25 protein-coding genes are annotated in these 23580 nt (G+C 68.9%); 18 read left to right on the forward strand and 7 right to left on the reverse strand.

The annotated features are described in order from the left end of the window. The first annotated feature begins 87 nt into the window (after nt 1–87). Genes egtA through ASG12_RS02280 form a run of 5 tightly spaced genes read left to right on the forward strand, consistent with a single transcriptional unit; the run spans nt 88 to nt 5356 of the window. Complete coding sequence (egtA, locus tag ASG12_RS02260; RefSeq protein ID WP_055784681.1) at nt 88–1353, forward strand: ergothioneine biosynthesis glutamate--cysteine ligase EgtA; 1266 nt, start codon at nt 88–90, stop codon at nt 1351–1353. Next, nucleotides 1350–2696, forward strand: a complete 1347-nt coding sequence (gene egtB / locus ASG12_RS02265) for an ergothioneine biosynthesis protein EgtB (protein WP_055784682.1) — start codon at nt 1350–1352, stop codon at nt 2694–2696. Before egtA ends, egtB begins: the two co-directional genes overlap by 4 nt. Nucleotides 2697–2699: 3 nt before the next feature. Beyond that, nucleotides 2700–3476 (forward strand): ergothioneine biosynthesis protein EgtC, encoded by a 777-nt coding sequence (gene egtC, locus ASG12_RS02270; RefSeq protein ID WP_055784685.1) that lies wholly within the window; start codon nt 2700–2702, stop codon nt 3474–3476. Nucleotides 3477–3530: 54 nt separating this feature from the next. Further along, entirely contained in the window at nt 3531–4514 is a 984-nt protein-coding gene (gene egtD / locus ASG12_RS02275) for an L-histidine N(alpha)-methyltransferase (RefSeq protein ID WP_055784687.1), read from the forward strand. A gap of 50 nt (nt 4515–4564) precedes the next feature. After that, a complete protein-coding gene (locus ASG12_RS02280; RefSeq protein WP_200932718.1) occupies nt 4565–5356 on the forward strand; it encodes a crotonase/enoyl-CoA hydratase family protein in 792 nt (263 codons plus the stop codon). On the opposite strand, the gene ASG12_RS02285 is transcribed toward ASG12_RS02280, so the two are convergent. Then, nucleotides 5357–5938: a TetR/AcrR family transcriptional regulator gene (locus ASG12_RS02285; protein WP_235455842.1), complete on the reverse strand. Its 582-nt coding sequence runs from the start codon at nt 5936–5938 to the stop codon at nt 5357–5359. Between the two features lie 254 nt (nt 5939–6192). On the opposite strand from ASG12_RS02285, the gene ASG12_RS02290 reads away from it, so the two are divergent. Both ASG12_RS02290 and ASG12_RS21935 read left to right on the forward strand, forming a co-directional pair. Beyond that, nucleotides 6193–7470: a cytochrome P450 gene (locus ASG12_RS02290; RefSeq protein ID WP_055784696.1), complete on the forward strand. Its 1278-nt coding sequence runs from the start codon at nt 6193–6195 to the stop codon at nt 7468–7470. Next, complete coding sequence (locus ASG12_RS21935; RefSeq protein WP_200932719.1) at nt 7467–7622, forward strand: hypothetical protein; 156 nt, start codon at nt 7467–7469, stop codon at nt 7620–7622. Before ASG12_RS02290 ends, ASG12_RS21935 begins: the two co-directional genes overlap by 4 nt. A 148-nt stretch (nt 7623–7770) precedes the next feature. On the opposite strand, the gene ASG12_RS02295 is transcribed toward ASG12_RS21935, so the two are convergent. Genes ASG12_RS02295 through ASG12_RS02305 form a run of 3 tightly spaced genes read right to left on the reverse strand, consistent with a single transcriptional unit; the run spans nt 7771 to nt 9984 of the window. Then, nucleotides 7771–8394: a lipocalin family protein gene (locus ASG12_RS02295; protein ID WP_443089070.1), complete on the reverse strand. Its 624-nt coding sequence runs from the start codon at nt 8392–8394 to the stop codon at nt 7771–7773. A 10-nt stretch (nt 8395–8404) separates the two neighbouring features. Then, on the reverse strand, nt 8405–9796 hold the full coding sequence (locus tag ASG12_RS02300) for an NADP-dependent succinic semialdehyde dehydrogenase (RefSeq protein ID WP_055784702.1): 1392 nt from the start codon (nt 9794–9796) through the stop codon (nt 8405–8407). Beyond that, nucleotides 9796–9984, reverse strand: coding sequence for a hypothetical protein (locus tag ASG12_RS02305; protein ID WP_045821024.1), 189 nt, complete (start codon nt 9982–9984; stop codon nt 9796–9798). The genes ASG12_RS02300 and ASG12_RS02305 overlap by 1 nt, the downstream gene beginning before the upstream one ends. Nucleotides 9985–10224: 240 nt before the next feature. Between ASG12_RS02305 and ASG12_RS02310 the strand changes: the two genes are divergently transcribed. Then, complete coding sequence (locus tag ASG12_RS02310) at nt 10225–11187, forward strand: AurF N-oxygenase family protein (protein WP_235455844.1); 963 nt, start codon at nt 10225–10227, stop codon at nt 11185–11187. Here ASG12_RS02310 and ASG12_RS02315 read toward each other — a convergent pair. Together ASG12_RS02315 and ASG12_RS02320 are read right to left on the reverse strand one after the other, a co-directional pair. Continuing rightward, nucleotides 11173–12939, reverse strand: coding sequence for a DUF7800 domain-containing protein (locus ASG12_RS02315; RefSeq protein WP_055784705.1), 1767 nt, complete (start codon nt 12937–12939; stop codon nt 11173–11175). The genes ASG12_RS02310 and ASG12_RS02315 overlap by 15 nt on opposite strands. 71 nt (nt 12940–13010) lie before the next feature. Further along, nucleotides 13011–13376 (reverse strand): DUF4873 domain-containing protein, encoded by a 366-nt coding sequence (locus ASG12_RS02320; RefSeq protein WP_055784708.1) that lies wholly within the window; start codon nt 13374–13376, stop codon nt 13011–13013. Nucleotides 13377–13511: 135 nt separating this feature from the next. Here ASG12_RS02320 and ASG12_RS02325 point away from each other — a divergent pair, with 135 nt between their 5' ends. The 5 genes from ASG12_RS02325 to nadB all read left to right on the forward strand — a co-directional run bounded on the left by ASG12_RS02325 (nt 13512) and on the right by nadB (nt 19353). Continuing rightward, complete coding sequence (locus ASG12_RS02325) at nt 13512–14519, forward strand: diiron oxygenase (protein ID WP_055784711.1); 1008 nt, start codon at nt 13512–13514, stop codon at nt 14517–14519. Nucleotides 14520–14631: 112 nt separating this feature from the next. Beyond that, entirely contained in the window at nt 14632–15618 is a 987-nt protein-coding gene (locus tag ASG12_RS02330) for an AurF N-oxygenase family protein (protein WP_055784714.1), read from the forward strand. Between the two features lie 108 nt (nt 15619–15726). Beyond that, on the forward strand, nt 15727–16560 hold the full coding sequence (locus ASG12_RS02335) for an SDR family NAD(P)-dependent oxidoreductase (RefSeq protein ID WP_055784717.1): 834 nt from the start codon (nt 15727–15729) through the stop codon (nt 16558–16560). Beyond that, the gene (locus ASG12_RS02340; RefSeq protein ID WP_055784719.1) at nt 16557–17636 is read left to right on the forward strand and encodes a ferredoxin--NADP reductase; all 1080 of its coding nucleotides are present in this window, start codon (nt 16557–16559) and stop codon (nt 17634–17636) included. Before ASG12_RS02335 ends, ASG12_RS02340 begins: the two co-directional genes overlap by 4 nt. A gap of 88 nt (nt 17637–17724) precedes the next feature. After that, nucleotides 17725–19353 (forward strand): L-aspartate oxidase, encoded by a 1629-nt coding sequence (gene nadB, locus ASG12_RS02345; protein WP_055784721.1) that lies wholly within the window; start codon nt 17725–17727, stop codon nt 19351–19353. Nucleotides 19354–19384: 31 nt separating this feature from the next. Here the strand turns inward: nadB and ASG12_RS02350 are convergent, their stop codons facing one another. Beyond that, nucleotides 19385–20245, reverse strand: a complete 861-nt coding sequence (locus tag ASG12_RS02350) for an alpha/beta fold hydrolase (RefSeq protein ID WP_055787460.1) — start codon at nt 20243–20245, stop codon at nt 19385–19387. Between the two features lie 247 nt (nt 20246–20492). Between ASG12_RS02350 and ASG12_RS02355 the strand changes: the two genes are divergently transcribed. From ASG12_RS02355 to ASG12_RS02375, 5 genes are all read left to right on the forward strand, one after another. Further along, entirely contained in the window at nt 20493–21635 is a 1143-nt protein-coding gene (locus tag ASG12_RS02355; protein ID WP_055784724.1) for an acyl-CoA dehydrogenase family protein, read from the forward strand. A 117-nt stretch (nt 21636–21752) separates the two neighbouring features. Further along, complete coding sequence (locus tag ASG12_RS02360; protein ID WP_055784727.1) at nt 21753–21932, forward strand: hypothetical protein; 180 nt, start codon at nt 21753–21755, stop codon at nt 21930–21932. Between the two features lie 160 nt (nt 21933–22092). Continuing rightward, nucleotides 22093–22878 carry a hypothetical protein gene (locus ASG12_RS02365; protein WP_055784730.1) on the forward strand — a complete coding sequence of 262 codons (786 nt, stop codon included), beginning with the start codon at nt 22093–22095 and terminating at the stop codon, nt 22876–22878. Nucleotides 22879–23006: 128 nt separating this feature from the next. Continuing rightward, a complete protein-coding gene (locus ASG12_RS02370) occupies nt 23007–23300 on the forward strand; it encodes a metal-sensitive transcriptional regulator (protein WP_045821124.1) in 294 nt (97 codons plus the stop codon). Between the two features lie 29 nt (nt 23301–23329). Further along, nucleotides 23330–23548 carry a heavy-metal-associated domain-containing protein gene (locus ASG12_RS02375; RefSeq protein ID WP_055784732.1) on the forward strand — a complete coding sequence of 73 codons (219 nt, stop codon included), beginning with the start codon at nt 23330–23332 and terminating at the stop codon, nt 23546–23548. Nucleotides 23549–23580: the final 32 nt, after the last annotated feature.

Raw genomic sequence — 23580 nt, forward strand, 5'->3', positions numbered from 1 at the left:
CCACCGATACCGAGCAGCCGAGTATCGCGACGATCCGAGAGGTGGCACCGGCCCCGAGGCCGGTCGCCCTGACACGAGAGTTCGGACATGACAACCACCTCCGGCGAGATCACCTCTCGCCCGGCTGCCGCCGCACACCTGACCAGGGTGTGTTTCAAGCTGGGGCCACCGCGACTCATCGGCGCCGAACTGGAATGGTTCACCCGCGTCGCCGAGGAGACCCCGCGCGATCCCGTCTCCGCCGCGCGACCCGCTCTCACCGCCGAGGCCGCCCGACCCGAGCTGCGTGACCTCGCCGCAGCACTCGGTCGGCACGCCCCCCGCTCCATCGCACCTGATTCCCCCGAACTGCCCCTGGGCTCCGGAAGTGTCGTCTCCGTCGAGCCCGGCGGCCAGATCGAACTCTCCAGCGTCCCCCTCCCCGACACCCGCGCGCTCCGCCGAGCCCTCGCGGCCGACGAGGCGCGGCTGCGCGAGTTGCTCGCCGCCCGAGGCATCGCCGTGGTCGCCGGCGCGGCCGACGGATTCCGCCCACCGCAGCGGTTGCTCACCACCGAGCGGTACCGCGCGATGGAGGAGAGCTTCGGCCGCAGCGGTCGTTTCGGCGCCCTGATGATGTGCAACACCGCCGCGGTCCAGGTCGCGCTCGACGCCGGCGTCGACGCCGACCACGCGGTCACCCGATGGACGCTGCTGCACACCATCGGACCGGCCCTCATGTCGGCGTTCGCGAACTCCCCGGATCTGCACGGCGTCGACGGGTCGCCGTGGGCGTCGCAGCGGATGCGCACGTGGCTCGAGACCGACCGCACCCGGATCCCCCCGCCGGCGCAGACCATCGACGACTACACCGACTGGGTGCTCGCGGTCCCGCTGCTGTGCGTACGCACCGCGGCGGGCACCCTGTGGACACCGCCCGCGGGTGCGACGTTCGCCGACTGGATGGACGGGCACCTCGATGCCGCCGTCGGCCGCCGCCCCGACGCCGACGACCTCGCGTACCACGTCAGCACCGTCTTCCCGATGGTCCGCCCGCAGGGATACCTCGAGGTGCGCTACCTCGACGGTCAGCCCGCCGGCATGTGGTCGGTACCGATCGCCGCGGTCACCGCACTGCTCTCCGCCGACGACGTCGGGGCCGCGGCCGCCGCCATCGCCGAATCCACCGCCGACGCCTGGCTCCGCGCCGCGCAGCGCGGTCTGCGCGACGCCGAGCTCCGTTCGGCGGCAAGCCATCTGCTGTCGCTGGCCGCCGAGGCCACGCCCGCAGGAACCGACCACGACGACCTCGTCGCCGCCGTAGCGCGCTGCGCCCGCGGCCACACCCCCGCCCAGGAGGCGATTCCGGCATGACTGCTTTCCATCCCGCTGTGGACACCCCGTACGGCGAGACCCCCTCGGCCACCCGTGCCCGCCTCGCCGAGGTGCTGGGGCGGGCGCGCAGCCGCACCGCCGCTCTCACCGACGCGGTCACCGATGCCGATCTGCGGGCGCAGCACTCGCCCCTCATGAGTCCCCTCGTGTGGGACCTCGCCCACATCGGCAACCAGGAGGAACTCTGGTTGATCCGCGAGGTCGGCCGCCGCGAGCCGCTACGCCCCGATCTCGACGACCTCTACGACGCCTTCCGTCACTCGCGGTCGTCGCGGCCGGGCCTCCCGATCCTCGATCCCACCCAGGCGCGTGCCTACGCCGCCGCGGTCCGCGACCACGCGATGGGCGTCCTCGACACCACACCCCTGACCGGCGACCCGCTCGTCGACCGCGGATTCGTGTTCGCGATGATCGCCCAGCACGAGCAGCAGCACGACGAGACGATGCTCGCCACCCACCAGTTGCGTTCCGGCGAGCCGGTTCTCACCGCACCCGCCCCGCCGCGCGCCGGCCGCGTGGTCGCCGACCAGGTCATAGTCCCCGGCGGTCCGTTCGTGATGGGCACCGACACCGACCCGTGGGCCCTCGACAACGAGAAGCCCGCGCACACGGTCATGGTCCCGACCTTCGCGATCGACCGATACCCCGTGACCAACGGGCGCTACGCGGAGTTCATCGACGACGGCGGGTACACCCGGCGCGAGCTGTGGTCGGAACGCGGGTGGGCGCATCGCGCCGAGGCAGGCCTCGTGGCCCCGCAGTTCTGGGATCGCGACGCCGACGGGTCCTGGTCGCGAACCGCTTTCGGCGTGCGGGCACCGATCCGCGAGAACCAACCCGTCGTGCACGTCTGTTATTTCGAGGCCGAGGCGTTCGCGCGCTGGGCCGGGATGCGGCTGCCGACCGAGGCCGAATGGGAGAAGGCCGCACGTTTCGACCCGGCGACCGGGGTATCGGTCGCCGGACCCCGATACCCGTGGGGTGACGCCGATCCCACGCCCGATCACGCCAACCTCGCGCAGCGACACCTCGAGCCGGCCGACATCGGTGCGTACCCCGCGGGCGCCTCGGCGCTGGGGGTGGAGCAGATGGTGGGCGACGTGTGGGAGTGGACCTCGAGCGGCTTCACCGCCTACCCGGAGTTCGCGATGTTCCCCTACCCCGAGTACTCCGAGGTGTTCTTCGGCGGCGACTACAAGATGTTGCGCGGCGGGTCGTTCGGTACCGACCCGGTCGCGGTGCGCTCGACGTTCCGCAACTGGGACCACCCCATCCGGCGGCAGATCTTCTCCGGTTTCCGACTCGCGCGAGACGTCGACTGACACATGTGTCGACACCTCGGTTACCTGGGGCCCGCCGCGGCCGTGGGTGACGTCCTCCACCATGGGGGACACTCGCTGATCGTCCAGTCGTGGGCACCGAACGACATGCGCTGCGGCGCCGTCGCCAACGCCGACGGGTTCGGTGCCGCCTGGTGGCCCGACTCCGGCTCGGACGGTGACCCGACGGGACCCGTTGCCGCGACGTTGTATCGGTCGGCCGCCCCGATCTGGACCGACCGCACCGTCGACGACGTCCTGACCCACACCCGCTCGACCGCGGTGCTCGCCGCGGTCCGATCGGCCACGGTCGGGATGCCCGTCGTCGCGACCGCCTCGGCCCCGTTCGTCGACGGCCGATGGGCCTTCAGTCACAACGGTGTCGTCGCCGGATGGCCGCACAGCCTCGCCGGCCTCGCCGCCGAGGTGCCCGTCGAGGACCTGCTACGGCTGCCCGCCGCCACCGACTCGGCCGGGTTGTGGATGGTCATCCGACACCTCCTGCGCGACCACGACCCCGTCGACGTGTTGCGCCGCGTCGTGACCGCGCTCGACGAGTCCGGGCCCGGTTCGCGTCTGAACCTCCTCCTCGGCGATGGGACCACGCTGTGGGGCACTGCCGTCCATCACTCGCTGTCGACGTCGGTCACCGACGACGACGTGTGGGTGGCCTCGGAACCCCTCGACTCGGACCCGCTCGACGGGGACCGCACCTGGGAGCCCGTGCCCGACCGATCTCTGATCGTCGCGACCGCGGGATCGGTGACGACGCAACCCCTCTAGACCCGTTCGATCCATTCGACCTGCTCCACCCTGAGCCCCCTGAGGAGGCAACCCGTGTCCCATCCCGTCTCGACCGAGGCACTCGAGATCCACATCAACCCCGACGAGGTCGACGAGGCCCTCGTCACCGATGTGCGTGCCGGTCTCACGGCATCGCCGAAACACCTGCCGCCCAAGTGGTTCTACGATCAGCGGGGCAGCGAGCTGTTCGAGGTCATCACCACGCTCGACGAGTACTACCCCACGCGTACCGAGAAGGCGATCCTCGCCGCCCACGCCGACGACATCGCCGCCGCGACCGGCATGACCACGCTCGTCGAGCTCGGCTCGGGGTCGTCGGAGAAGACGCGTCTGCTCCTCGACGCCGGGATCCGCGCCGGGACGTTGACCACCTATGTGCCGCAGGATGTCTCGGTCACCGCGTTGCAGGGTGCGGTCGACGAGCTGGCGGTGGAGTACCCCGATCTGCGCGTCGCCGGCATCGTCAGCGATTTCATCGACACCGCCGCGTCCATCCCCGATCACGCCAACCGGACCGTCGCGTTCCTGGGTGGGACCCTGGGCAATCTCGTGCCCGCCGACCGGGCGGCCTTCCTCACCGGCGTCGCCGCCGCGTTGCGTCCCGGCGAACACCTCATCATCGGCGTGGGCCTCGTGGTCGACGAGTCGATCGTGGTGCCGGCCTACGACGACGCGCGCGGCGTGACCGCCGACTTCAACCGCAACGTGCTCGCCGTCATCAACCGTCGCCTCGGTGGCGACTTCGATCTCGACGGCTTCGACCACGTCGCTATGTTCGACACCGACAACGAGTGGATCGAGATGCGGCTGCGGGCGCGCCGGGCCATGACCGTCCGCGTGCGCGATCTCGATCTCGAGGTCGAGTTCGCCGAGGGCGAGCAGATGCGCACCGAGATCTCCGCCAAGTTCCGACGGTCGGGGATCACCGAGGAACTCACCGCCGCCGGTTTCGGGGTCGAGCAGATCTGGACCGATCCCGACGACCGCTTCGCCGTGGTGCTCGCCGAGAAGCACTGATTCGGTCGGTCCGAACCATTTATGGTGAGAACCATAGTATGGTTCGGACCATGACGACGGACCCCACACTCGCGACCCTGACCCTCGAGCGCGACGGGCACCTGTTGCTGATCGGGCTCAACCGACCCGAGAAGCGCAACTCCTTCAACCGGGATCTGCTGGCCGACCTGGCCCGCGCGTACGCGATCGTGGAGGACGACCCCGACGTGTGGTGCGGCGTCCTCTTCGCCCACGGCGCCGACTTCACCACCGGGCTCGACCTCGCCGACGTCGGTGCGGCCGTGCTGGCCGGCGAGGTGTTGGTGCCCGAGGGCTCGCGCGACCCGTGGCGGCTCGACGGGCCGTGGACCACACCCGTCGTCGCCGCGGCGCAGGGCTGGGTCATGACGCTGGGGATCGAACTGCTTCTCGCGGCCGACATCCGTGTCGCCGACACCACCGCGCGCTTCACGCAGCTCGAGGTGCAGCGCGGGATCTACCCGTTCGGGGGCGCGACACTGCGTTTCACCCGGGAGGCGGGGTGGGGCAACGCGATGCGATGGATGCTCACCGGCGACGAGTTCGACTCGGCGGAGGCGTTCCGGATCGGCCTCATTCAGGAGATCGCCCCGGAAGGTGCGGCGCGGGAGGCTGCTGTGCGCATAGCGCGGTCGATCGTCGACAAGGCCGCCCCACTGGGCGTCCGGGCCACGTTGGCCTCGGCGCAGTCGGCACTGCCCGACACCACCGCGGCCGTCGAGAAGCTGCAGCCGACCGTCGCGGGACTGTTCACCACCGCCGACGGCGCCGAAGGCATGACCTCGTTCGTCGAGCGCCGGGCCGCGAGGTTCACCGGGGCCTGATCAGGCCCCCTGCGCCCCGTCTGTGCCCTGCGCGTCCCCGCCGACGACCTCGCGTCCGATCATGTGCAGCAGTTCGTCGATGCGGTCGCGGATCGGGTCGGTGGTGATGTCGGTGGCGAGCACGCTGGCGAACATGGCGGTGCCCGCGGCGATGATGATCATCGCGAGGGCGTCGGTCTCGGCCTGATCGCGTCGCGTCGGGGCGCCCTGGACGGCGTATCGCTCGGCCGCCGGACCGGCCAAGCCGCTCCACAGCTGATTGCGGAGACCCGGGTCCTGTTCGAACGTGCTGAGCAGACCGGGCAGGGCCGAGCGCAGATCGGGGTGACCGAAGATCTGACGGCTCTGTCGGATGAGGTCGTCGATCCACCCGCCGGGTTCGTCGGTGCCGATGTCCTCCAGCACGATCCGGTCGTTGAGAACCGCGTGCAGCACCAGTTCCGCCTTCGTCTCCCAGCGGCGGTTGATGGTCGCGCGGGCCACGCCCGACTTCGCCGCGACCGCGCGCACGCTCAGGTCGTTCCAACCGACCTCGACGAGCAGATCGCGGACCACCGGTAATACGCGCGCGTCGATCGTCATGTCCCTCGGCCGGCCGCCACGCGGCGTCGGTGCCGCGGGCGCGCCACCGCGATCGTCCGGTTCCCCGGCCGATCCGAGAGCGGTCGATGAATTCGACGTGACCACGCACACACCTTCCTGATCCAGTGGTATCGTATCCATTGGTATCGGTACCACTGGCCTCGATACTACGCATACCCGTCTCGCTGACGGGCCGACCTCACCGCTGCCGTGATCCGACGAGATCGGCGGCGGGACGTACCACCAGGAGACGAATGACCTCCCTCGATCGTATTGCCGGCGCCGCGACCGATCCCGCCGCCTGCCCGTTCATGCATGACGGGTTCGACTTCACCGACCCCGATCTGCTCGAGAAGGGCCTCCCGATCCACGAGTTCGCCCAGCTGCGCAAGACCGCGCCGGTGTGGTGGAACGCCCAGAAGCCGGGCAAGGGCGGTGGCTTCACCGACGGCGGGTACTGGGTGGTCAGCAAGCACGAGCACGTGCGCGACATCTCGAAGAACGACGCCCTGTGGTCGACCAACGACAACGGCGTCATCATGCGGTTCGAGGACACGATGCCGCCCGAGGCCCTCGAGATCACCAAGGCGCTGCTCATCAACCACGACCCGCCGGAGCACACCCGCCTGCGCAAGCTGGTGTCGCGGCTGTTCACCCCCCGCGCCGTGCACGGCCTCGAGGAGAAGCTGGCCACCGCGGCCGAGACCATCGTGAAGGAGGCCGCCGCGAACGGTCGGGGCGACTTCGTGCACCAGGTCGCCGTCGAGCTGCCGCTGCAGGCCATCGCCGATCTGCTCGGTGTCCCGCAGGAGGACCGGCACAAGCTCTTCGAGTGGTCGAACTCGATGATGAACGCCGACGACCCCGAGTTCACCGTCGATCCGACCACCGCGTCGGCGGAGGTGCTCGGGTACGCCTACCAGATGGCCGAGGCGCGCAAGACCTGTCCGGCGGAGGACATCGTCACCGAGCTGGTCAACGCGGACTTCGACGGAGAATCACTGTCGGAGATCGAGTTCGGCTACTTCTTCATCCTGCTGTCGGTCGCCGGCAACGAGACCACCCGCAACGCGATCACCCACGGCATGAACGCCTTCCTCGACCACCCCGATCAGTGGGAGCTCTACAAGCGTGAGCGCCCCACGACCGCGGCCGACGAGATCGTCCGGTGGGCCACCCCGGTCAACTCGTTCCAGCGCACGGCGCGTGAGGACCTCGTGCTCGACGGTGTGCAGATCAAGAAGGGCGACCGCGTCGGCATGTTCTACGGCTCGGCCAACTACGACGAGGAAGTCTTCGCAGACCCGTTCACGTTCGACATCCTGCGAGATCCCAACCCGCACGTCGGTTTCGGTGGCCACGGCACGCACTACTGCATCGGTGCGAACCTGGCGCGCATGGAGATCAACCTGATCTTCAACGCCATTGCCGACCACATGCCCGACATCACCAAGCTGGCCGAGCCCGAACGACTGCGGTCGGGGTGGCTCAACGGCGTGAAGCGCCTCTCGGTCGACTACGGGACCTCATGACGATCCTGGGACTCATCCTGATCGTCATCGGTCTGATCATCCCGATCCAGTGGATGTGGATCATCGGCATCGTGCTGGCGGTCATCGGTGTCGCACTGGCCTTCTCGGGCAGCCACGGTCGCGTGGTCGCCGGCCGGTCGCACTACTTCTGAACAAGGCGCGCTGCTGAGATCGTCCCCCTGAGAGGTTGCCGAGGGCGTATCGCCGCCGGACCGTCGTCACGGGGACGATCTCGGCCACGCACCATGCACAACGCCCCGCCGGGTGGACCCGGCGGGGCGTCGTGGTGGAACGGGTGTGTCAGCGAACGAGCGCGAGAGGCGTCACGTTCGGGTACGCACCGTCGATGGGCGTGGTGATGAACAGGTTGAGGTTGTATCCGCGCGAGACGATCACGTTCTTGATCGCCTTCCACTGTGCACTCGACACCTGCTTGTCGCGCTTGAGCACGAAGCCCGAGAGACGCTCGGGGCTGCCGACGAGCGCCCAGGAGTAGTCGGGCGCGATGTAGGTGACGATGTAGTTCGTCGGGCCCGACTTCGAGCTCTGGAACGGCACACCCGGGAAGCTGACGTGCAGCTGCGCCTTCGTCTTCTGGTCGTTGACGCGGGCATTGCCGGTGATGCCGCTGCGCTGCCCGGTGAACTTGGTGCAGGTGTTCTCGACCTTGATGTTGTTCGGGTCGATCAGGGTGTAGCGGGCCTGGGTGTTGCGCAGGCAGTCGATGTTGAACGGCTGCGGGATCGCCGCGACCTGATTCCACACCCCGAGATAGCGATCGACGTCGAGCTTCGCGATCGGGCCGAGCGGTGCCGCACTGGCACTCGCCGTGCCGGCGACGAGACCGAGCGCGGCCATCACCGCGACGATCATCGACATCACGACCGGGCGCCGACGCCCCCTGTTGACCTGCACCGTGCTCACGCTCTCTCCTTCATTCGTTCTTCCCCGTGGGGCCTACCCAGACGGTCTTGACGTTACAGAACTCGCGAATGCCGAACGTGGCCAGCTCGCGCCCGTGACCACTGTTCTTGATGCCACCGAACGAGATCTCCGGGTACGACGTGGTCATGCCGTTGACGAACACCTGGCCGGCCTCGAGTTCGTCGATGCAGCGCTCGATCTCGGCGTCGTCGGTGGTCCACACGTTCGACCCCAGACCGAAGTCGGTGTCGTTGGCGATGCGCAGGGCGTCGTCGATGTCGGTGGCGCGGTACAGCGATGCCACCGGCCCGAAGACCTCTTCGCCGTATATGTCCATCTCCGTGGTGATCTCGGAGATGACCGTCGGCGGGTAGAACCAGCCCGGACCGTCGGGCACGGTGCCGCCGGTGAGCACCTTGGCGCCCTTGGCGACCGCGTCGTCGACGAGATCGGTGACGTCGGTACGGCCCTGCTCGGTGGCGAGGGGCCCGATGTCGGTGTCGTCGGCGGTCGGGTCGCCGACCTTCTGTGCGGCCATCTCGGCGACGAAGAGTTCGGCGAACTCGTCGTAGACGTCGGTGTGGACGATGAACCGCTTGGCCGCGATGCACGACTGCCCGTTGTTCTGGCAGCGCGCGGTGGTCGCGGTCTTCGCCGCGGCGGGCAGATCGGCCGACGGCAACACCACGAACGGATCGGATCCGCCGAGTTCGAGCACAACCTTCTTGAGTTGTCCGCCCGCGGTCTCACCGACCGCGCGGCCTGCGCCCTCGCTGCCGGTCAGTGTCGCCGCGGCGACCCGGGGGTCCTTGAGGATGTCCTCGATCTGACCCGACGAGATCAGCAGTGTCTGGAACACGCCCTCGGGCAACCCCGCCCGCCGGAACAGCTCCTCGAGGTACAGCGCCGTCTGCGGCACGTTCGACGCGTGCTTGAGCAGTCCGACGTTGCCCGCCATGAGGCCGGGACCGGCGAACCGGATCACCTGCCACAGAGGGAAGTTCCACGGCATGACCGCGAGGATCACGCCCAGCGGTTGGAAGCGGTGCAGCGCCCGCGAGGCGTTGACGGCGTCCGCGTCGGCGATGTCGTCGGCCAACATCGCCGGCGCGGCGTCGGCGTAGTACCGCAGCCCCTTGGCGCACTTGCCGATCTCGGCCTTGGCCGCGGTGATGGTCTTGCCCATCTCCGCGGTCATGGTGGCGGCCAACGTGTCGGTGTCTGCGTCGAGGATGTCGGCGGCCCGACGCAGTCCCGCGGCCCGCTCGTCGAAGCCGGTGCGGCGGTACTCCCGTGCGACCCGCGCGGCGGTGGCGAGCTTCTCCTCGACCTCGGAGTCCGACAACGCGTCGAACTCCCGGATCGTCTCCCCGGTCGCCGGGTTGGTCGATGCGATCGCCATCAGTTCGAGGTGCCCTCGGAGTCGTCGACGAAGGCCCACTCGCCGTCGTGGTCGACCTCGAGGCGCCACCCGAGTTCGGTGTTGTCCTCCTGGCTCTCCTTGAACCACGAGTACGCGTCGTCGGCACTGTCGATGTCCTTGGTCGCGACGACGTCGCCGGTGGGGTTGATCACTCGATAGCTGGCCATGGGTGCCTCCTGTGGATCGGACGCCGAACCGTGATCTCGAGTCGGTGATGGTGGTGCGTGACGTACTCGATCCACCCTACGGACCGCCGGTGACGTGCTGAAGTCCACCGTCGGCACCGGTTCGTCGGAGTTCGTCCAGGCGGGGCCTGTGAGCCTTGACACACGAACGGCATCGGCGCAGGGTTGGCGCTCAACTGATGTTGAGAGGCGCCGTGTCCGGCGTCGGGGAGGGGATCGACCGTGAGCGTCGACATCGACACCGCTCGTCACCGAGTCGGGTCCGCGGGTCCGGGTGACCCGCGCACCACCGCGGAACGACTGCTGCGCTCGACCGCCGACAACGCCCTCGACGGCGAGCTCGACATCGACTGGGACGCCCCCCTCGACCCCACCAAGGCGTGGCTCACCGAGTGCCGCGGCACGCTGTTCGGCACGAAGATGTGGGATTCGCTGACCCCCGAACAGCAGCTGACGCTGGGGCGTGCCGAGGCGGTCGCGGTGTTGAGCTACGGCATCGTCGCGGAGATGGGACTGTGCAACAACCTGCTGCGCAGGGTCTTTCACGTCGAGGACTTCACCGAGCCGCAGATGCTGTACTCGCTGACCGAGGTCGCCGAGGAGACCCGGCACTCGACGATGTTCGGGCGCCTGATCAACAAGGCGGAGATGCCGGCCTGGCCCGCGCCCGCTCCACTGAACTGGGCGCTGCGCCTGATGGGTTTCGTTCCCCACGGGCCGCTCATCTTCGCGATCACCCTCATCGTCGAGGAGATGCTCGACGCGGTGCAGCGCGAGGCCACCCGCGACGAGAACGTGCAGCCCCACGTCCGACAGATGATGCGCATCCACATCCTCGAGGAGGCCCGCCACATCACCTATGCCCGTACCGAACTTGTGCGGGCGATCGAGAACTGTGGGCCGATCTCGCTCGCGATCAACCGGGTGCTGATCGGGCTGCTGGTGTTGATCGTGATGCCGACGCTGATCGATCCCCGCGCCTACATCTCGGTCGGCATCTCACCGACCCGCGGCTGGCTGGTGGCGCAGCGTTCGCCGCACTACCGCGAGAACGCGACGTTCGCCTGTGGACCGATGTTGCGGTTCTTCGGCGAGGCCGGTCTCATCCGCGGTCGCGTCACCACGCTGCTGTACCGGGCGTCGCGGTCACTGCCCGAGGGTCTGTTGGCGTCACTGCGCCGCTGAGGTCGCCGGGCCGGCGGTGAGATCTGCGACGTGGGTCTGCGACAACCGTTGTGCGCCATCGTCGTCGACGAAGGCGTGCTCGACGCGGACGCTGATCCGCTCACCGCTCACCGTCAGCGACATCACGCCGTTGTCGAACCAGGGCCCGGCCGTCGCCTTCCACGACATCGGTGACGGGCCCGCCCCGGCGCGCTTGGCGAGCGCCCGCATGAGCTTGACCATCGGTGCCTTCACGGCGATCCGGTTGACCGCGCGCACGGGGCGCTCCAAGGGGTTCCGGAACGGCGACATCGTCAGCTGGCACAGCGTGGTGTCGGGTGTGGCGCGGCCGACCAACTCCGCCTCGGCGACGTAGGAGCAGTGCACGTCACCGGAGAGCCACACCACCGAGGCCGGTGGTGTGGCGCGGGAGGTGAGTTCGCCGACGAGGTCGGCCATCGCGTCGAAGGAGTTGTCGAACGCCGCCCAGTGTTCGAGATCGAGTTCCAGGCGCAGCTTCTCGCCGAGCTTCGCCGCCCGCGGACCCCAGGCACCCTGGGCGACGGCCTCGTTCCACTGCTCGAGGTGATGCAGCGCCGGCAGCATCAGATAGGGCAACGACGTGCCGAACACGATGTGCCGCGCGTCGGTCTCGGTGGCGACCGTCCGCAGCCACTGCCATTCATTGTCGTCGAGCATCGTGCGACGCTCCGGATCGAGATCGCGGGAGCAGCGCGAGTCGATCACGATGAGGCGGGTGGCGCCGAGATCGCGGACGAAACTCCATCGCGCGGAATCGGGTTCGGCGTCGGCGCGCAGGGCGAAGTCGGCGAGGATCTGCTCGCGGTCGGCGTCGGTGGCCGCCCCGCGCACCGCGGCGTACACGGGGTCGATGGCGAGCGACTCGGGCGAGAGATTGCCCAGGTGCTGGTAGATCCAGTACGAGGTGAAGGCGCCGACGACCCGGCGCGGCCACCAGGGCGCGGCGGTGACGGTGCGCCGCCAGTCCATCGACGAGTTCCAGTCGTCGCGCAGGTCGTGGTCGTCGAGGATCATGCAGCTGGGAACGGCCGCCATCAGTGCGCGCACCTCGGGCGTCCCCCACGACTCGGCGTAGAGCCAGGTGTACTCCTCGAGGTCGCAGATCTCGTCGGCCACCTCGTCGTCCAACGCCCCCCGACCCGGGACCGGACCGCCCTGCCCGCCGGTCTGTGCGCGGTGCCGGTGCAGGCGCGCGAGGATCTCCGGTGACGGGTCGTCGGCGTACACCTGGTCGCCCAGCAGCATCAACAGATCGGGGCGGCGTTGCGGCGCCTCGGTGTTCACCCGGTGCGCGAGGCCGACGAGCGCGTCCGCACCGATCCGTCCGAGTGATTCCTCGTCGTAGGTGTCACCGCGACGGCACGAGCCGAACGCGATCGTGACGTCGGCCCCGACCGCCGCGGTGCGCAGTCGGCACTGTTCGCCGTCGGGCGGCCACACCGCGTCGGAACCGGTGTCGTCACCGAGGACGACCGAGTAGTCGACCTGTGTGTCCGCCGGCAGGCCCTCGAGCACCACGATCGCGTAGTGGTGTCCACCGACGCCCCAGGTGTCGGTCCGCGCCGAGACACCGACCGAGGTGTCGATGCGCACCTCGGTGGCCCGGTCGGTCTCGACCCAGATGGTCGCGCGCGACTCGTCGACGAACCGGAGGAGGGGTCCCAGCACCAGTGCGGGGGCACCACGGTCGGCGCGGTCGTGGCGGCTGGGATCGGTGTGCGCGAGCGTCATCACCCCACGTTTCCATCGAATCGGGCATTGCGCACACACCTCGCCCACATCGGACCACCGACGGGGTGCGGTCAGGCGGTCGCGGTGTCCGGATCGTCGGCGTCGATGTCGTTGGCGACCGCGAACGGCGGGGTGCTCTTGCCGTTGATCCGGAAGCGGTCCCAGAAATCGGGATCGCCCAGGTAGGCCTCCTGTGCACTGTGCGGCGTCTTCACGATCACCCGGATGCGCTTGGCGTCGCCGACGGCGGCGGTGAGGCGCTCGTTCTTGCCGACGCGACCGATCCATCGATAGATGCCGTCGATGGGTTCGCGGTACCCCTTCATCTCGACCGTCACGGGGATCTCGACCCCCTTGATCACGATGGCCGCGTCGCCGCGGTAGTCGGAATCGTCGTGCGGCGAGCGCGGCGTGGCACGTCCCAGATCCTCGGTCATGGCGCTGTCCCCTCTCCTCAAGTGCGGTGATGTGTCTTCCACTTCCGCCCGCATGTGCCTTGAATTACATATGAGCCCCGGATTACGTAGGATTCGGGGTCACATCGTGCAACAGGTCCGCGAATGGGGAATGTGATGACTTCGAACATCGGAATCGACCGGGTCGGCGCGGCCGACGCGGCCCCCGATGCCGATCGCCGGCCGCGTCGTCGCTCCATCGCCGACCGGGAACGTGCGGCCCAGCGGTTCCTCATCGCCACCGTCGACGAGCGTTTCGACGCCGATCTCGACATCGACTGGTCGGCCACCCCGTCGGAGAACGCCGCCTGGCTGCCCGAGCACCTCGTGTCGGTGTCGGGCACGCGGCTGTGGGAGCGCATGCCCGCCCCGAAGCGGGCCGAGCTCGCCCGCCGTGAACTGGTGAACCTCCTCACGTTGTGCGTCTTCGCGAACACCTCGCAGTCGATGCTCGAGTTCCGACGGATCGGCGAGGACCAGACCCTCGCCGACGACACCGCGCGCTGGGGTTTCGCGACCATCAACATCCGGACCACGAACACCGCGATGTTCGGTCGACTGATCACGGTGACGGGCCTGCCCCCGCACCCGCACCCCCGGCTGGCATGGCTCCTCGAGCGCTACACCCTGCTGATCCCGGCGGGTGCGATGACCGCGTCGATCTACCTCATGGCCGAATCGTGCACCCGAGCGTTGGTCACCACCCTCGCTGCCGACCGGTCGGTGCAACCGCACGTGCGGCAGGTCGCGGACCTGCACGAACGCTCGACGCGCCGCCTCAATGACTTCGCGCGCCTCGACTTCGAGGCGTCGATGGACCGCAAGGGACCGCTGCGCACCTTCTTCTACTCGGTGGTGTCGGGTCTCGTGCTCCGCATGGTGGCCCGCACCCTGATCGCACCCGAGGCCTACCGCGAGACCGGCCTCATGGTGCGTCGGAGTCAGTGGGCCGCGCGGCGCAGCAATCGGCGCGGTGCACGCCTGGACCTGTTCTTCGCCGAGTACCTGGACCTGGCGAGGGCGCACGGCCTGTTCGGCGACGCCCTGAGCCGTCGGCTCGTGCACATCGTCCCCGCCGCGTCGCGACGCCCGGAGACCGTCCTACCGGGGTCGGTGGATCGTTGATGGACGTCTTGACACCCTCTGTCAGCCCAGTACCGTTTACTCAACAACTGTCATGCCCACGCCCTGCGTGCGGCGTTCGAGCTCGTCAAACCCTGTGTGAGAGGAACTCATCGTGACCGTCGACAACTACGCGCCCGCCACCACGCCCGCAGGGCCCACGCCGTCGGAGATCGACGAGCGCATGGCCATCGCCGAGCGTCTGCTGCGGTCGACCGCGGATCGTGCCTACGACGGTGAGCTCGACATCGACTGGGACGCCGACATCGACCCCGAGAAGGCCTGGTCGACCGAGAAGCGCGGCACGCTCTTCGGCACCGAGCTGTACGAGGGACTCGACGACGCGCAGAAACTGACGCTGAGCCGCGCCGAGGCCGTCGCGATCCTCACCTACGGCATCAACGCCGAGGTCGGGCTGTGCACCAACCTGCTTCGTGGGGTGTTCACCAACGACAACCTCGCCGACGAGCACACCCTGTACTCGCTCACCGAGATCGCCGAGGAGACCCGGCACTCGACCATGTTCGGTCGCCTGATCAACAAGACCGAGATGGAGCCGTACCGCCGTCCGAAGCTGCTGTCGATGCCGCTGCGGCTCATCGGCTTCATCCCCCACGGCCCGCTGGTCTACGCCGGCACCCTGCTCGTCGAGGAGGTGCTCGACCGCGTGCAGCGTGAGTCGATGGCCGACGAGACCATCCAGCCGCACGTGCGCCAGCTGATGAAGATCCACGTCCTCGAAGAGGCGCGGCACATCACCTTCGCCCGCAACGAGCTGATCCAGGCCACCGAGAAGTGCGGCCCGATCTCGCTCGCGGTCAATCGCGTCCTCATCGCACTGCTGACCCTGTTCGTGATGCCGACCCTGGTCGACTCGCAGGCGTACCGGTCGGTCGGCATCGGTCAGCTCGCCGGCTGGAAGGCCGCGCAGCGGTCGCCGCGCTACCGCGAGAACGCCACGTTCATGTGTGGACCGATGCTGACGTTCTTCTACGAGGCCGGTCTCATCAAGGGACGTCTGACCACCAAGATCTACAAGATGTCGCGGTCGCTGCCCGACGAGGTGCTCAGCCAGCTCGAAGGCGGCCGCCGCCGTCGCTGATCGGCCCGTTCGCCGACACATCCGTGCGGGTCGACCCGTTCGGACATCTCGCTCTGCCGTCCGGCGGAGTGGTACGAAAACGGCTCTACGAGAAAGCATGACACTGCGTTGAAGACACTTGCGGGCAAGACCGTCGTCGTGACCGGGGCGGGATCGGGGATCGGCCGCAGCCTGGCCGTCCAACTCGCCGGCAAGGGTGCGCGCCTGGCCCTGTCCGACGTCAACCTCAACGCGGTGTCGGAGACGGTGGCGCTGTGTGAGAAGGCCGGCGCCGAGGCGGCCCCGTTCGCCCTCGACGTCGCCGACCGCGAGGCTTTCCTCGCCCACGCCGAGGACGTCCGCAGCCGTTTCGGTGGCGCGAACGTGATCATCAACAACGCCGGTGTCTCGCTGAGCGCGTCGATCCTCGACATGACGTGGGACGACTTCGACTGGATCATGGGCATCGACTTCTGGGGTGTCGCGCACGGCACGAAGGCCTTCCTGCCCGACCTCATCGCCTCCGGCGACGGCCATGTGGTGAACGTGTCGTCGGTGTTCGGTCTCATGTCGATCCCGGCCCAGAGTGCCTACAACGCAGCCAAGTTCGCCGTCCGCGGGTTCACCGGGTCGCTGCGCCAGGAGATGATCAGCGCCGGCCACAACGTGGGCGTCACGTGTGTGCACCCGGGCGGCATCAAGACCGGCATCGTCCGCAACGGCCGACAGAGCGGCGAGTTCGCCCAGGACCTGAAGGTCAAGGACGACAACTTCCAGAAGATCGCCTTCACCCGCCCCGAGACCGCGGCGAAGAAGATCATCAAGGGCATCGAGAAGAACAAGCCGAAGGTGCTCATCGGGCCCGACGCCCGTCTGTTCGACGCCCTCCCGCGACTGCTCGGCGGCCGCTACCAGGACGTGATGGCCCGACCGATGGCCGCAGGCCAGCGCATCGGCCAGTGAGCACGTCCGACACGCCGGAGCAGGCGGCGGCGAGCCGGCTCGAGAGCCGCGCCCACGAACTCGAGGTCGTCGACGTCATCCGCGAGACCCCGGATTCGGTCTCCATCGTCTTCGAGGTCCCCGACCGCATCCTCAGCCGGTTCCGGTACCACCCGGGGCAGTTCCTCACCCTGAAGATCCCCGGCGCCGACGGCTCGGGAACCGCTGTCGCGCGGTGCTATTCGATGTCGAGCTCGCCGCATCTCGACGACGACCTGATCGTCACGGTCAAGCGCGTGAACGGCGGTGTCGCCTCGGGATGGTTGTGCGACAACGTCACCGTCGGCGAACGCATCACGGTGCTCAGCCCGTCGGGATCGTTCTATCCGCGCTCCTACGGCAACGATCTCCTGCTCGTCGGCGCGGGCAGCGGCATCACCCCGCTGATGTCGATCGCGAAGTCGACCCTCATCGGCGGACTGTCGTCGGTGCACCTCATCTACGCCAACCGCGACGCCGACTCGGCGATCTTCTCCGCCGAGATCGACGAGATGGTCGCCGAGTTCCCCGACCGCTTCGCCGTGACGCACTGGCTCGAGACCGAGCGCGGTCTGCCCGACGCCGCGGCCATGGCCGACCTCATGCGCGACGAGGCCGATCGGGAGCTGTTCATCTGCGGGCCGCCGCCGTTCATGGCGGTGGTCGAGGAGACCGCCGAGCAGATCGGTATCCCGGCCGCGCTCACCCACACCGAGCGGTACATCTCGCTGTCGGGCGACCCGTTCAGCGAGATCGAGGTGTCGGTCTCCAGCGGCGACGACGACGCGTCGGTCGCGGTCACCCTGGCCGGGACGTCGATCGACCTCGCCTGGCCGCGGTCGGCGACGCTGCTGGACGTGCTGCTCGCCGCCGGACACGACGCCCCGTTCTCGTGTCGCGAGGGGGAGTGCAGCTCGTGCGCCTGCCGCGTGGTCAGCGGCGAGGTGCACATGCGCAAGAACGACACCCTCGTCGACTCCGACCTCGCGATGGGACTGACGCTGGCCTGCCAGGCGGTGCCCGTGTCCGACGAGGTCACCGTCACCTTCGACACCTGAGTCACCCGGATCGCCGCACACTGGCGTAGCGTGGACCCTGTTTTCGACTGACAGTCGAAAACCGGATCCGATGCAGCCGGGAGGCGACATGGCACACGACGGGAATCGCGCCGACCTCGTGGTCGTCGGTGCCGGCGTCGCAGGTCTCACCGCGGCGATCCACGCCGCCGAACTCGGGTTGTCGGTGATCGTGGTGACCAAGGGGTCCCGGCGGACCCCCGGATCGGACACCTCCACGCGCTACGCACAGGGTGGGATCGCCGTCGTCGACCCCACCGATCCCGCCGACTCGGTCGATGCGCACCTCGCCGACACCGTGGCCGCGGGCGCCGGCCACACCGACCCCCTCGCCGCCCGGTCGATCCTCGCCGACGGCCCCGATGCCGTCGCGGCGTTGATCTCGTGGGGCGCGCGGTTCGACGCCCACGCCGACGGGACACTGCTGCGGACCCGCGAGGGTGGACACTCCGTGCGGCGGATCATCCATGCCGGTGGCGACGCCACCGGGGCCGAGGTGGAGCGCGCGCTGTGGGAGGCGCTGCGTCCGCACATGGTGACCGGGCGCGTGGGTGTCCGCGCCGAGACCATGGTCATCGCCATCGCCACCGATTCCGAGGGACGCGCGGTCGGTGTGACCGCGCGCGACGGGACGGGACGCGCGGTGACCACCCATGCACCGAGCGTGCTGCTCGCCACCGGCGGTATCGGCCAGATCTATGCGGCCACCACCAATCCCGAGGGATCGATGGGCGATGGGGTCGCGCTCGCGCTGCGTGCCGGTGCCGCGGTCGCCGACCTCGAGTTCGTGCAGTTCCACCCCACGATGCTCTACACCGCGGGTGCGCGGGGTCGGCGCACGCTCATCAGCGAGGCCGTGCGCGGCGAGGGGGCCCGTCTCGTCGACGCGGCCGGTGTCTCGATCACCGCGGGCGTCCACCCGCTCGGCGATCTCGCCCCGCGTGACGTCGTCGCGCACGCCGTGCACTCGGCGATGGTGGCCTCGGCCCGGTCGTGCATGTACCTCGATGCCCGCGACGTACCCGATGTCGCACAACGGTTCCCGACGGTCACCGCCGGTGTGCGCGCCATCGGCCTCGATCCCCGCACCGACCTCATCCCGATCGTCCCCGGGGCGCACTACCTCTGCGGTGGCGTGGTCACCGGCGAGCGCGGCGACACCACCGTCGACGGACTGTTCGCCGCGGGGGAGGTCGCACGCACCGGATTGCACGGCGCGAACCGTCTCGCCTCGAACAGTCTGCTGGAGGGTCTGGTGATGGGGCGCCGGGTCGCGCAGGCGGCGGCCGATCGTGCCGGTGTGCCGACGGCCCCGGTCGATGTCGAGATGCTCACCCGCGCAGTACGATGCGACCGCACGGTGCTGCAGGACGCGATGTCGGCCGGAGCCGGTGTCACCCGGGACGCCGCGGGTCTGTCCGCCGTCGCAGATCTGGTCGCGGGCGCCCCGGTGCGGCCGCTGCGATCGTTCGCCGATGTCGCCGACGCCGCGGCCACGATGGTCGCCGGCGCGGTGGTGGCGGCCGCGCTGCACCGCGACGAGTCCCGTGGATGTCACCGGCGCGCCGATCGCCCGCTGGCCGATCCGGTGTCACGCCTCGACTGGGCCCGCATCGGCGATCCGGGTGCGGTGACGCCCGGGATCGATGGGATGCGCTGGGCCGCAGCGACGCCGATCGAGAGCCCGGTCGTCGCCTGACCTGCCCGCCGCGTGATCCGCCCCGCAGCCGTCAGTCGCGCAGATCGCCCACGAAGTCGACGACCGCGGCGGTGAACGCGTCGTTGTCGTCGCCGGCCGCGGTGTGCCCGGCGTCGCGGAGTTCGGCGACCCGGGCGTGGGGCACCCGCTCGCAGAAGGCGTTCAGGACGTCTTCGGGCACCACGTCGGACAGTTTGCCGCGTACCACCATGATCGGGATGTCGAGTCCCGCTGCGGCGTCGTCGAGATAGTCGGTGGGGATGCGGTCGAGGGTCTTCTGGTCGATCACCCGCGGGTCCCAGTGCCAGTACCAGCGGCCGTCGGACCGCTGTCGCAGATTGCGGGTGAGACCCGCTGTGCTGCGGGGCCTCTCGCGATGCGGCAGATACCCGGCGACGGTGTCGGCGGCCTGCTCGAGGGAGTCGAAGCCCTCCATGCCGCTGCGCATGAAATGTCGGATGCGGGCGCTGCCGGCGCGGTCGTAGCGCGGCACCACGTCGACGAGAACGAGGGCGGAGACGGCCTCGGGACCGAAGCGGTCGGCCACGGTGATGCCGGTGAGACCGCCGACGCTGGCGCCGATCAGGGTCACCGGTCCACCGATCTCGGTGATGACCGTGTGGACGTCGTCGGCGAACATCTCGATGCTGTAGAAGCCGTCGGGCGACCACCCGCTGTCGCCGTGTCCGCGACAGTCGAGGGTGACCACCCGCATGCCCGCGGCGGCGAGGAGTTCGCCCGTCGCCTTCCAGGACCACCGGGTCTGCCCGCCGCCGTGCAGCATCACCGCGGTGCCCCAGGGGGGTCCCGACGGTTCCCACCGCGTACCGCACAGACGCACACCGTCGGGTGCGGTGAACTGGACGGTTTCCGATGTCGCGGTCGCGCTCACCGCCACCCCCTCAGGTGCTGTGTGGATCCTCGCCGACGCCCGCTGACGTGGCATCGGATCGTCACGCTATTGCACGACGGGACCACTGCGAAACAGACGGCGAGACAGGCGGCCGGGAGCGCGGCGGGCGGGCATGCCAAAAACTGAAACGATTGTCAGGAAGTGTGTCATCGGCGTACCGTGGGGGTGACAGAGCGAGCGCTCGGTGAAGCGTCCTCGCGGCGAACGATGTGAAGGTGATCCCACGATGAAGCGTCTTGTCTTCGAGTCCGAACACGACCAGCTGCGCGCGTCGGCGAAGGCATTCGTCGAGCGCGAGATCGCCCCGTACGCCGATCAGTGGGAGCGCGACGGGATCATCGACCGCGAGGTGTTCAAGAAGGCCGGCGAGTCCGGACTCGTGGGCTTCTACATGCCCGAGGAGTACGGCGGCTCCGACATCGACGACTTCCGGTTCAACGCCGTCGTCATCGAGGAGATGGCGAAGTTCGGTTCGCGCGCTCCGGCGTTCACGCTGCAGAACGACGTGATCGGTCCCTACTTCAAGAAGCTGTGCACCGACGAGCAGAAGCAGCGCTGGATCCCCGGGTTTGCCTCGGGTGAGATCATCGGCGCCATCGCGATGACCGAGCCGGGCGCGGGCAGCGACCTCGCCGGTATCAAGACCTCCGCGGTGCTCGACGGCGACCACTGGGTCCTCAACGGCGCGAAGACCTTCATCTCCTGCGGTATCAACGCCGACCTCGTCATCGTGGTGACCCGCACCGATCCCGAGGCGGGACACAAGGGATTCACCCTCCTGGCCGTGGAGCGCGGCATGGAGGGCTTCGAGCGCGGTCGCAACCTCGACAAGATGGGCCAGCACGCCCAGGACACCGCCGAGCTGAGCTTCACGAACGTGCGGGTGCCGGTCGCCAACGTGGTCGGTGAGGTGAACAAGGGCTTCTATCACCTGATGCACAACCTGCCCTCGGAGCGACTGGCGATCGGTGTCGGCGCGGTCGCCGGTGCCCGCAAGGCGTTCGAGGACACGCTGACCTATGTCGCCGAGCGCAAGGCGTTCGGCCAGTCCATCGGGTCGTTCCAGGCCAACCGCCACAAGATCGCCGAGATCGCCACCGAGCTCGACATCGCCCAGGCGTTCGTCGACCGCTGCATCCAGGGCGCGGTCGACGGTGAGCTCACCGCCGTCGACGCCTCGAAGACGAAGTGGTGGTGCACCGAGCTCGCCAAGCGCATCGTCGACACCTGCCTGCAGCTGCACGGCGGCTACGGCTACATGGCCGAGTACCCGATCTCGCGGATGTACACCGACGTGCGGATCGAGACCATCTACGGCGGCACCACCGAGATCATGAAGGACATCATCGGTCGCGATCTGGGCTTCTGAGCAGGTTCTCAGCTCCGCGGCGGGTGACCGTCGAGATGTGATCGAACATCTACCTCCGCGACAGCGTTCTCTCAGGATCGATCCTCACAATCGAGGGCGACGAGAGAGGACGACCCGATGGACATCACCCTCATCGCGGCGATCGGTACCACCGTCGCTGTGGGCTGGTCGGCGATCGCCCTCGGTGTCGGTGTGGTGATCGGTCGCGGCATCCGGATGGCCGAACGCGCGGAACGCGGCGGCCGTGACGGCACACGACCGACCGATCGCGACGACAGACTTCAGCCGATCGAGTGAACTTTCGACCGGCTGCCGAGCGAATCGGACAGCGGCGGTCCCGTCTGTGGTCTGTTCGCACTAGTCTGTCCGGCAGGGGACCGCGGTTTCGCCCTGATCCCGGTCCTGTCACGGCCCGGGGCAGACGAGCCGTGGGTACGTGGGTCTGGGGGTATCGACAATGCACGACGGATGTTGGTCGACGGTGATCTGCACCGGTGCGGAGAGATCCGCGCTGGGCGACACCACCGACACGGGGTGGGTGCTGGGCTGCCGTCTGAGCATCGGGCACCGCGGCGATCACGCGACCGATGCGGAGGTCGTCCCACGCTTCGACCGCCGGCTCTGGCTCGAGTGGAACGACCGCGACCAGCACGCGCAGTCGCTCATCGACCGCAACCCGTGCACATCGCCCGGTCGGTGCATGTTGTTCGAGGGCCACGGAGGCGACCACTGGTTCGCCCCGGCCAACGGCCACGCCCCGTCGGTCGGCGGAGGACGCCGCCACGTCGGCGGCCCGACCACCCACAGTCCGAATTCCCACAGCCAGGACACCCACACCCCGAACATCGACACCGTGAACACCAACGGACATGGGTCGGTCACCACGATGGCCCGTTTCGCGCACGCGGAGCGCTCCGAGGCGCCCGCTCCCGCCGACCCCCTCGGTGACCCCCTTGTCGATCCGCCCCGCGTCGAGGGGAGCCGTCCCGTGGCCTCCGCCGGTGACGTCCCCGGTCGCGAGTTCTCGAGCGGTGACATCCTCGCGGGCGATTTCCCGACCGGCGACATCCCCAACCTGCGCAGTCGCGCTGTCCGCACGACACCGGATGTCGATGCGCACCGCGATGTCCCCGCGGCGCCCTCGGTGCCCGACGCGCTCGACGACGTCGTGGCGGCGCTCTCGCGCCTCGCCGAGGCCATGCGCCTCGAACGCTCTCGATCGGAGAGTCGCACCGACCGCTGACGCCCGCACGTCTGGGACGAGGATCGTCGGTCGAGGTTTGCGCTCCACATACGGTAGGGGGGTACCGTACTTTGGCGTGAAGGTGTATACCTGATGGGGGTATCACGCCGGTGGAAGGGATCGCGGTCATGGACGGTGCACAGCACGGCTACATCCAGCGCAAGGACGACTACCTCAAGCGTCTGCGCAGGATCGAGGGCCAGGCCCGCGGACTGCAGCGGATGGTCGACGAAGAGGCCTACTGCATCGACATCCTCACCCAGGTGACCGCGATGACGAAGGCGCTGCAGGCGGTCAGCCTCGGGTTGCTCGAGGAACACATGAACCACTGCGTGATCAACGCCGCTCAGGAGAGCGACGACCTCGGCCAGGTCAAGGTGCGCGAGGCGATGGACGCCATCACCCGCCTCGTCAAGTCCTGAGCCCGAGTCACATCCTGAAGGGAGACACCATGAACGACGACACGACCACCACTTACACCGTGCGCGGCATGACCTGCCAGCACTGCGTCGCCTCGGTGACCGAAGAGGTCTCCGAGGTGCCCGGCGTCCGCGAGGTCGCGGTCGACCTCGCCTCGGGCGCAGTGACGGTACGCGGCTCCGGACCGATCGACGACGCGGCGATCGCCGCGGCGGTGACCGAGGCCGGGTACGAGCTGGTCGCACCGTGACCGCGTCGGGCGATGCGGCCCTCCACACCGAC

The organism is Williamsia sp. Leaf354 (genome assembly GCF_001424365.1).
Classification (GTDB): Bacteria; Actinomycetota; Actinomycetes; order Mycobacteriales; family Mycobacteriaceae; genus Williamsia_A.

What these genes read in the sequence shown, in the direction of transcription:
- egtA (WP_055784681.1), top strand. Translation starts at nt 88, where the DNA reads ATGACAACCACCTCCGGCGAGATCACCTCTCGCCCGGCTGCCGCCGCA.
- egtB (WP_055784682.1), top strand. Translation starts at nt 1,350, where the DNA reads ATGACTGCTTTCCATCCCGCTGTGGACACCCCGTACGGCGAGACCCCC.
- egtC (WP_055784685.1), top strand. Translation starts at nt 2,700, where the DNA reads ATGTGTCGACACCTCGGTTACCTGGGGCCCGCCGCGGCCGTGGGTGAC.
- ASG12_RS02280 (WP_200932718.1), top strand. Translation starts at nt 4,565, where the DNA reads ATGACGACGGACCCCACACTCGCGACCCTGACCCTCGAGCGCGACGGG.
- ASG12_RS02285 (WP_235455842.1), bottom strand. Translation starts at nt 5,938, where the DNA reads ATGACGATCGACGCGCGCGTATTACCGGTGGTCCGCGATCTGCTCGTC.
- ASG12_RS02290 (WP_055784696.1), top strand. Translation starts at nt 6,193, where the DNA reads ATGACCTCCCTCGATCGTATTGCCGGCGCCGCGACCGATCCCGCCGCC.
- ASG12_RS21935 (WP_200932719.1), top strand. Translation starts at nt 7,467, where the DNA reads ATGACGATCCTGGGACTCATCCTGATCGTCATCGGTCTGATCATCCCG.
- ASG12_RS02300 (WP_055784702.1), bottom strand. Translation starts at nt 9,796, where the DNA reads ATGGCGATCGCATCGACCAACCCGGCGACCGGGGAGACGATCCGGGAG.
- ASG12_RS02305 (WP_045821024.1), bottom strand. Translation starts at nt 9,984, where the DNA reads ATGGCCAGCTATCGAGTGATCAACCCCACCGGCGACGTCGTCGCGACC.
- ASG12_RS02315 (WP_055784705.1), bottom strand. Translation starts at nt 12,939, where the DNA reads ATGACGCTCGCGCACACCGATCCCAGCCGCCACGACCGCGCCGACCGT.
- ASG12_RS02320 (WP_055784708.1), bottom strand. Translation starts at nt 13,376, where the DNA reads ATGACCGAGGATCTGGGACGTGCCACGCCGCGCTCGCCGCACGACGAT.
- ASG12_RS02325 (WP_055784711.1), top strand. Translation starts at nt 13,512, where the DNA reads ATGACTTCGAACATCGGAATCGACCGGGTCGGCGCGGCCGACGCGGCC.
- nadB (WP_055784721.1), top strand. Translation starts at nt 17,725, where the DNA reads ATGGCACACGACGGGAATCGCGCCGACCTCGTGGTCGTCGGTGCCGGC.
- ASG12_RS02355 (WP_055784724.1), top strand. Translation starts at nt 20,493, where the DNA reads ATGAAGCGTCTTGTCTTCGAGTCCGAACACGACCAGCTGCGCGCGTCG.
- ASG12_RS02360 (WP_055784727.1), top strand. Translation starts at nt 21,753, where the DNA reads ATGGACATCACCCTCATCGCGGCGATCGGTACCACCGTCGCTGTGGGC.
- ASG12_RS02365 (WP_055784730.1), top strand. Translation starts at nt 22,093, where the DNA reads ATGCACGACGGATGTTGGTCGACGGTGATCTGCACCGGTGCGGAGAGA.
- ASG12_RS02370 (WP_045821124.1), top strand. Translation starts at nt 23,007, where the DNA reads ATGGACGGTGCACAGCACGGCTACATCCAGCGCAAGGACGACTACCTC.
- ASG12_RS02375 (WP_055784732.1), top strand. Translation starts at nt 23,330, where the DNA reads ATGAACGACGACACGACCACCACTTACACCGTGCGCGGCATGACCTGC.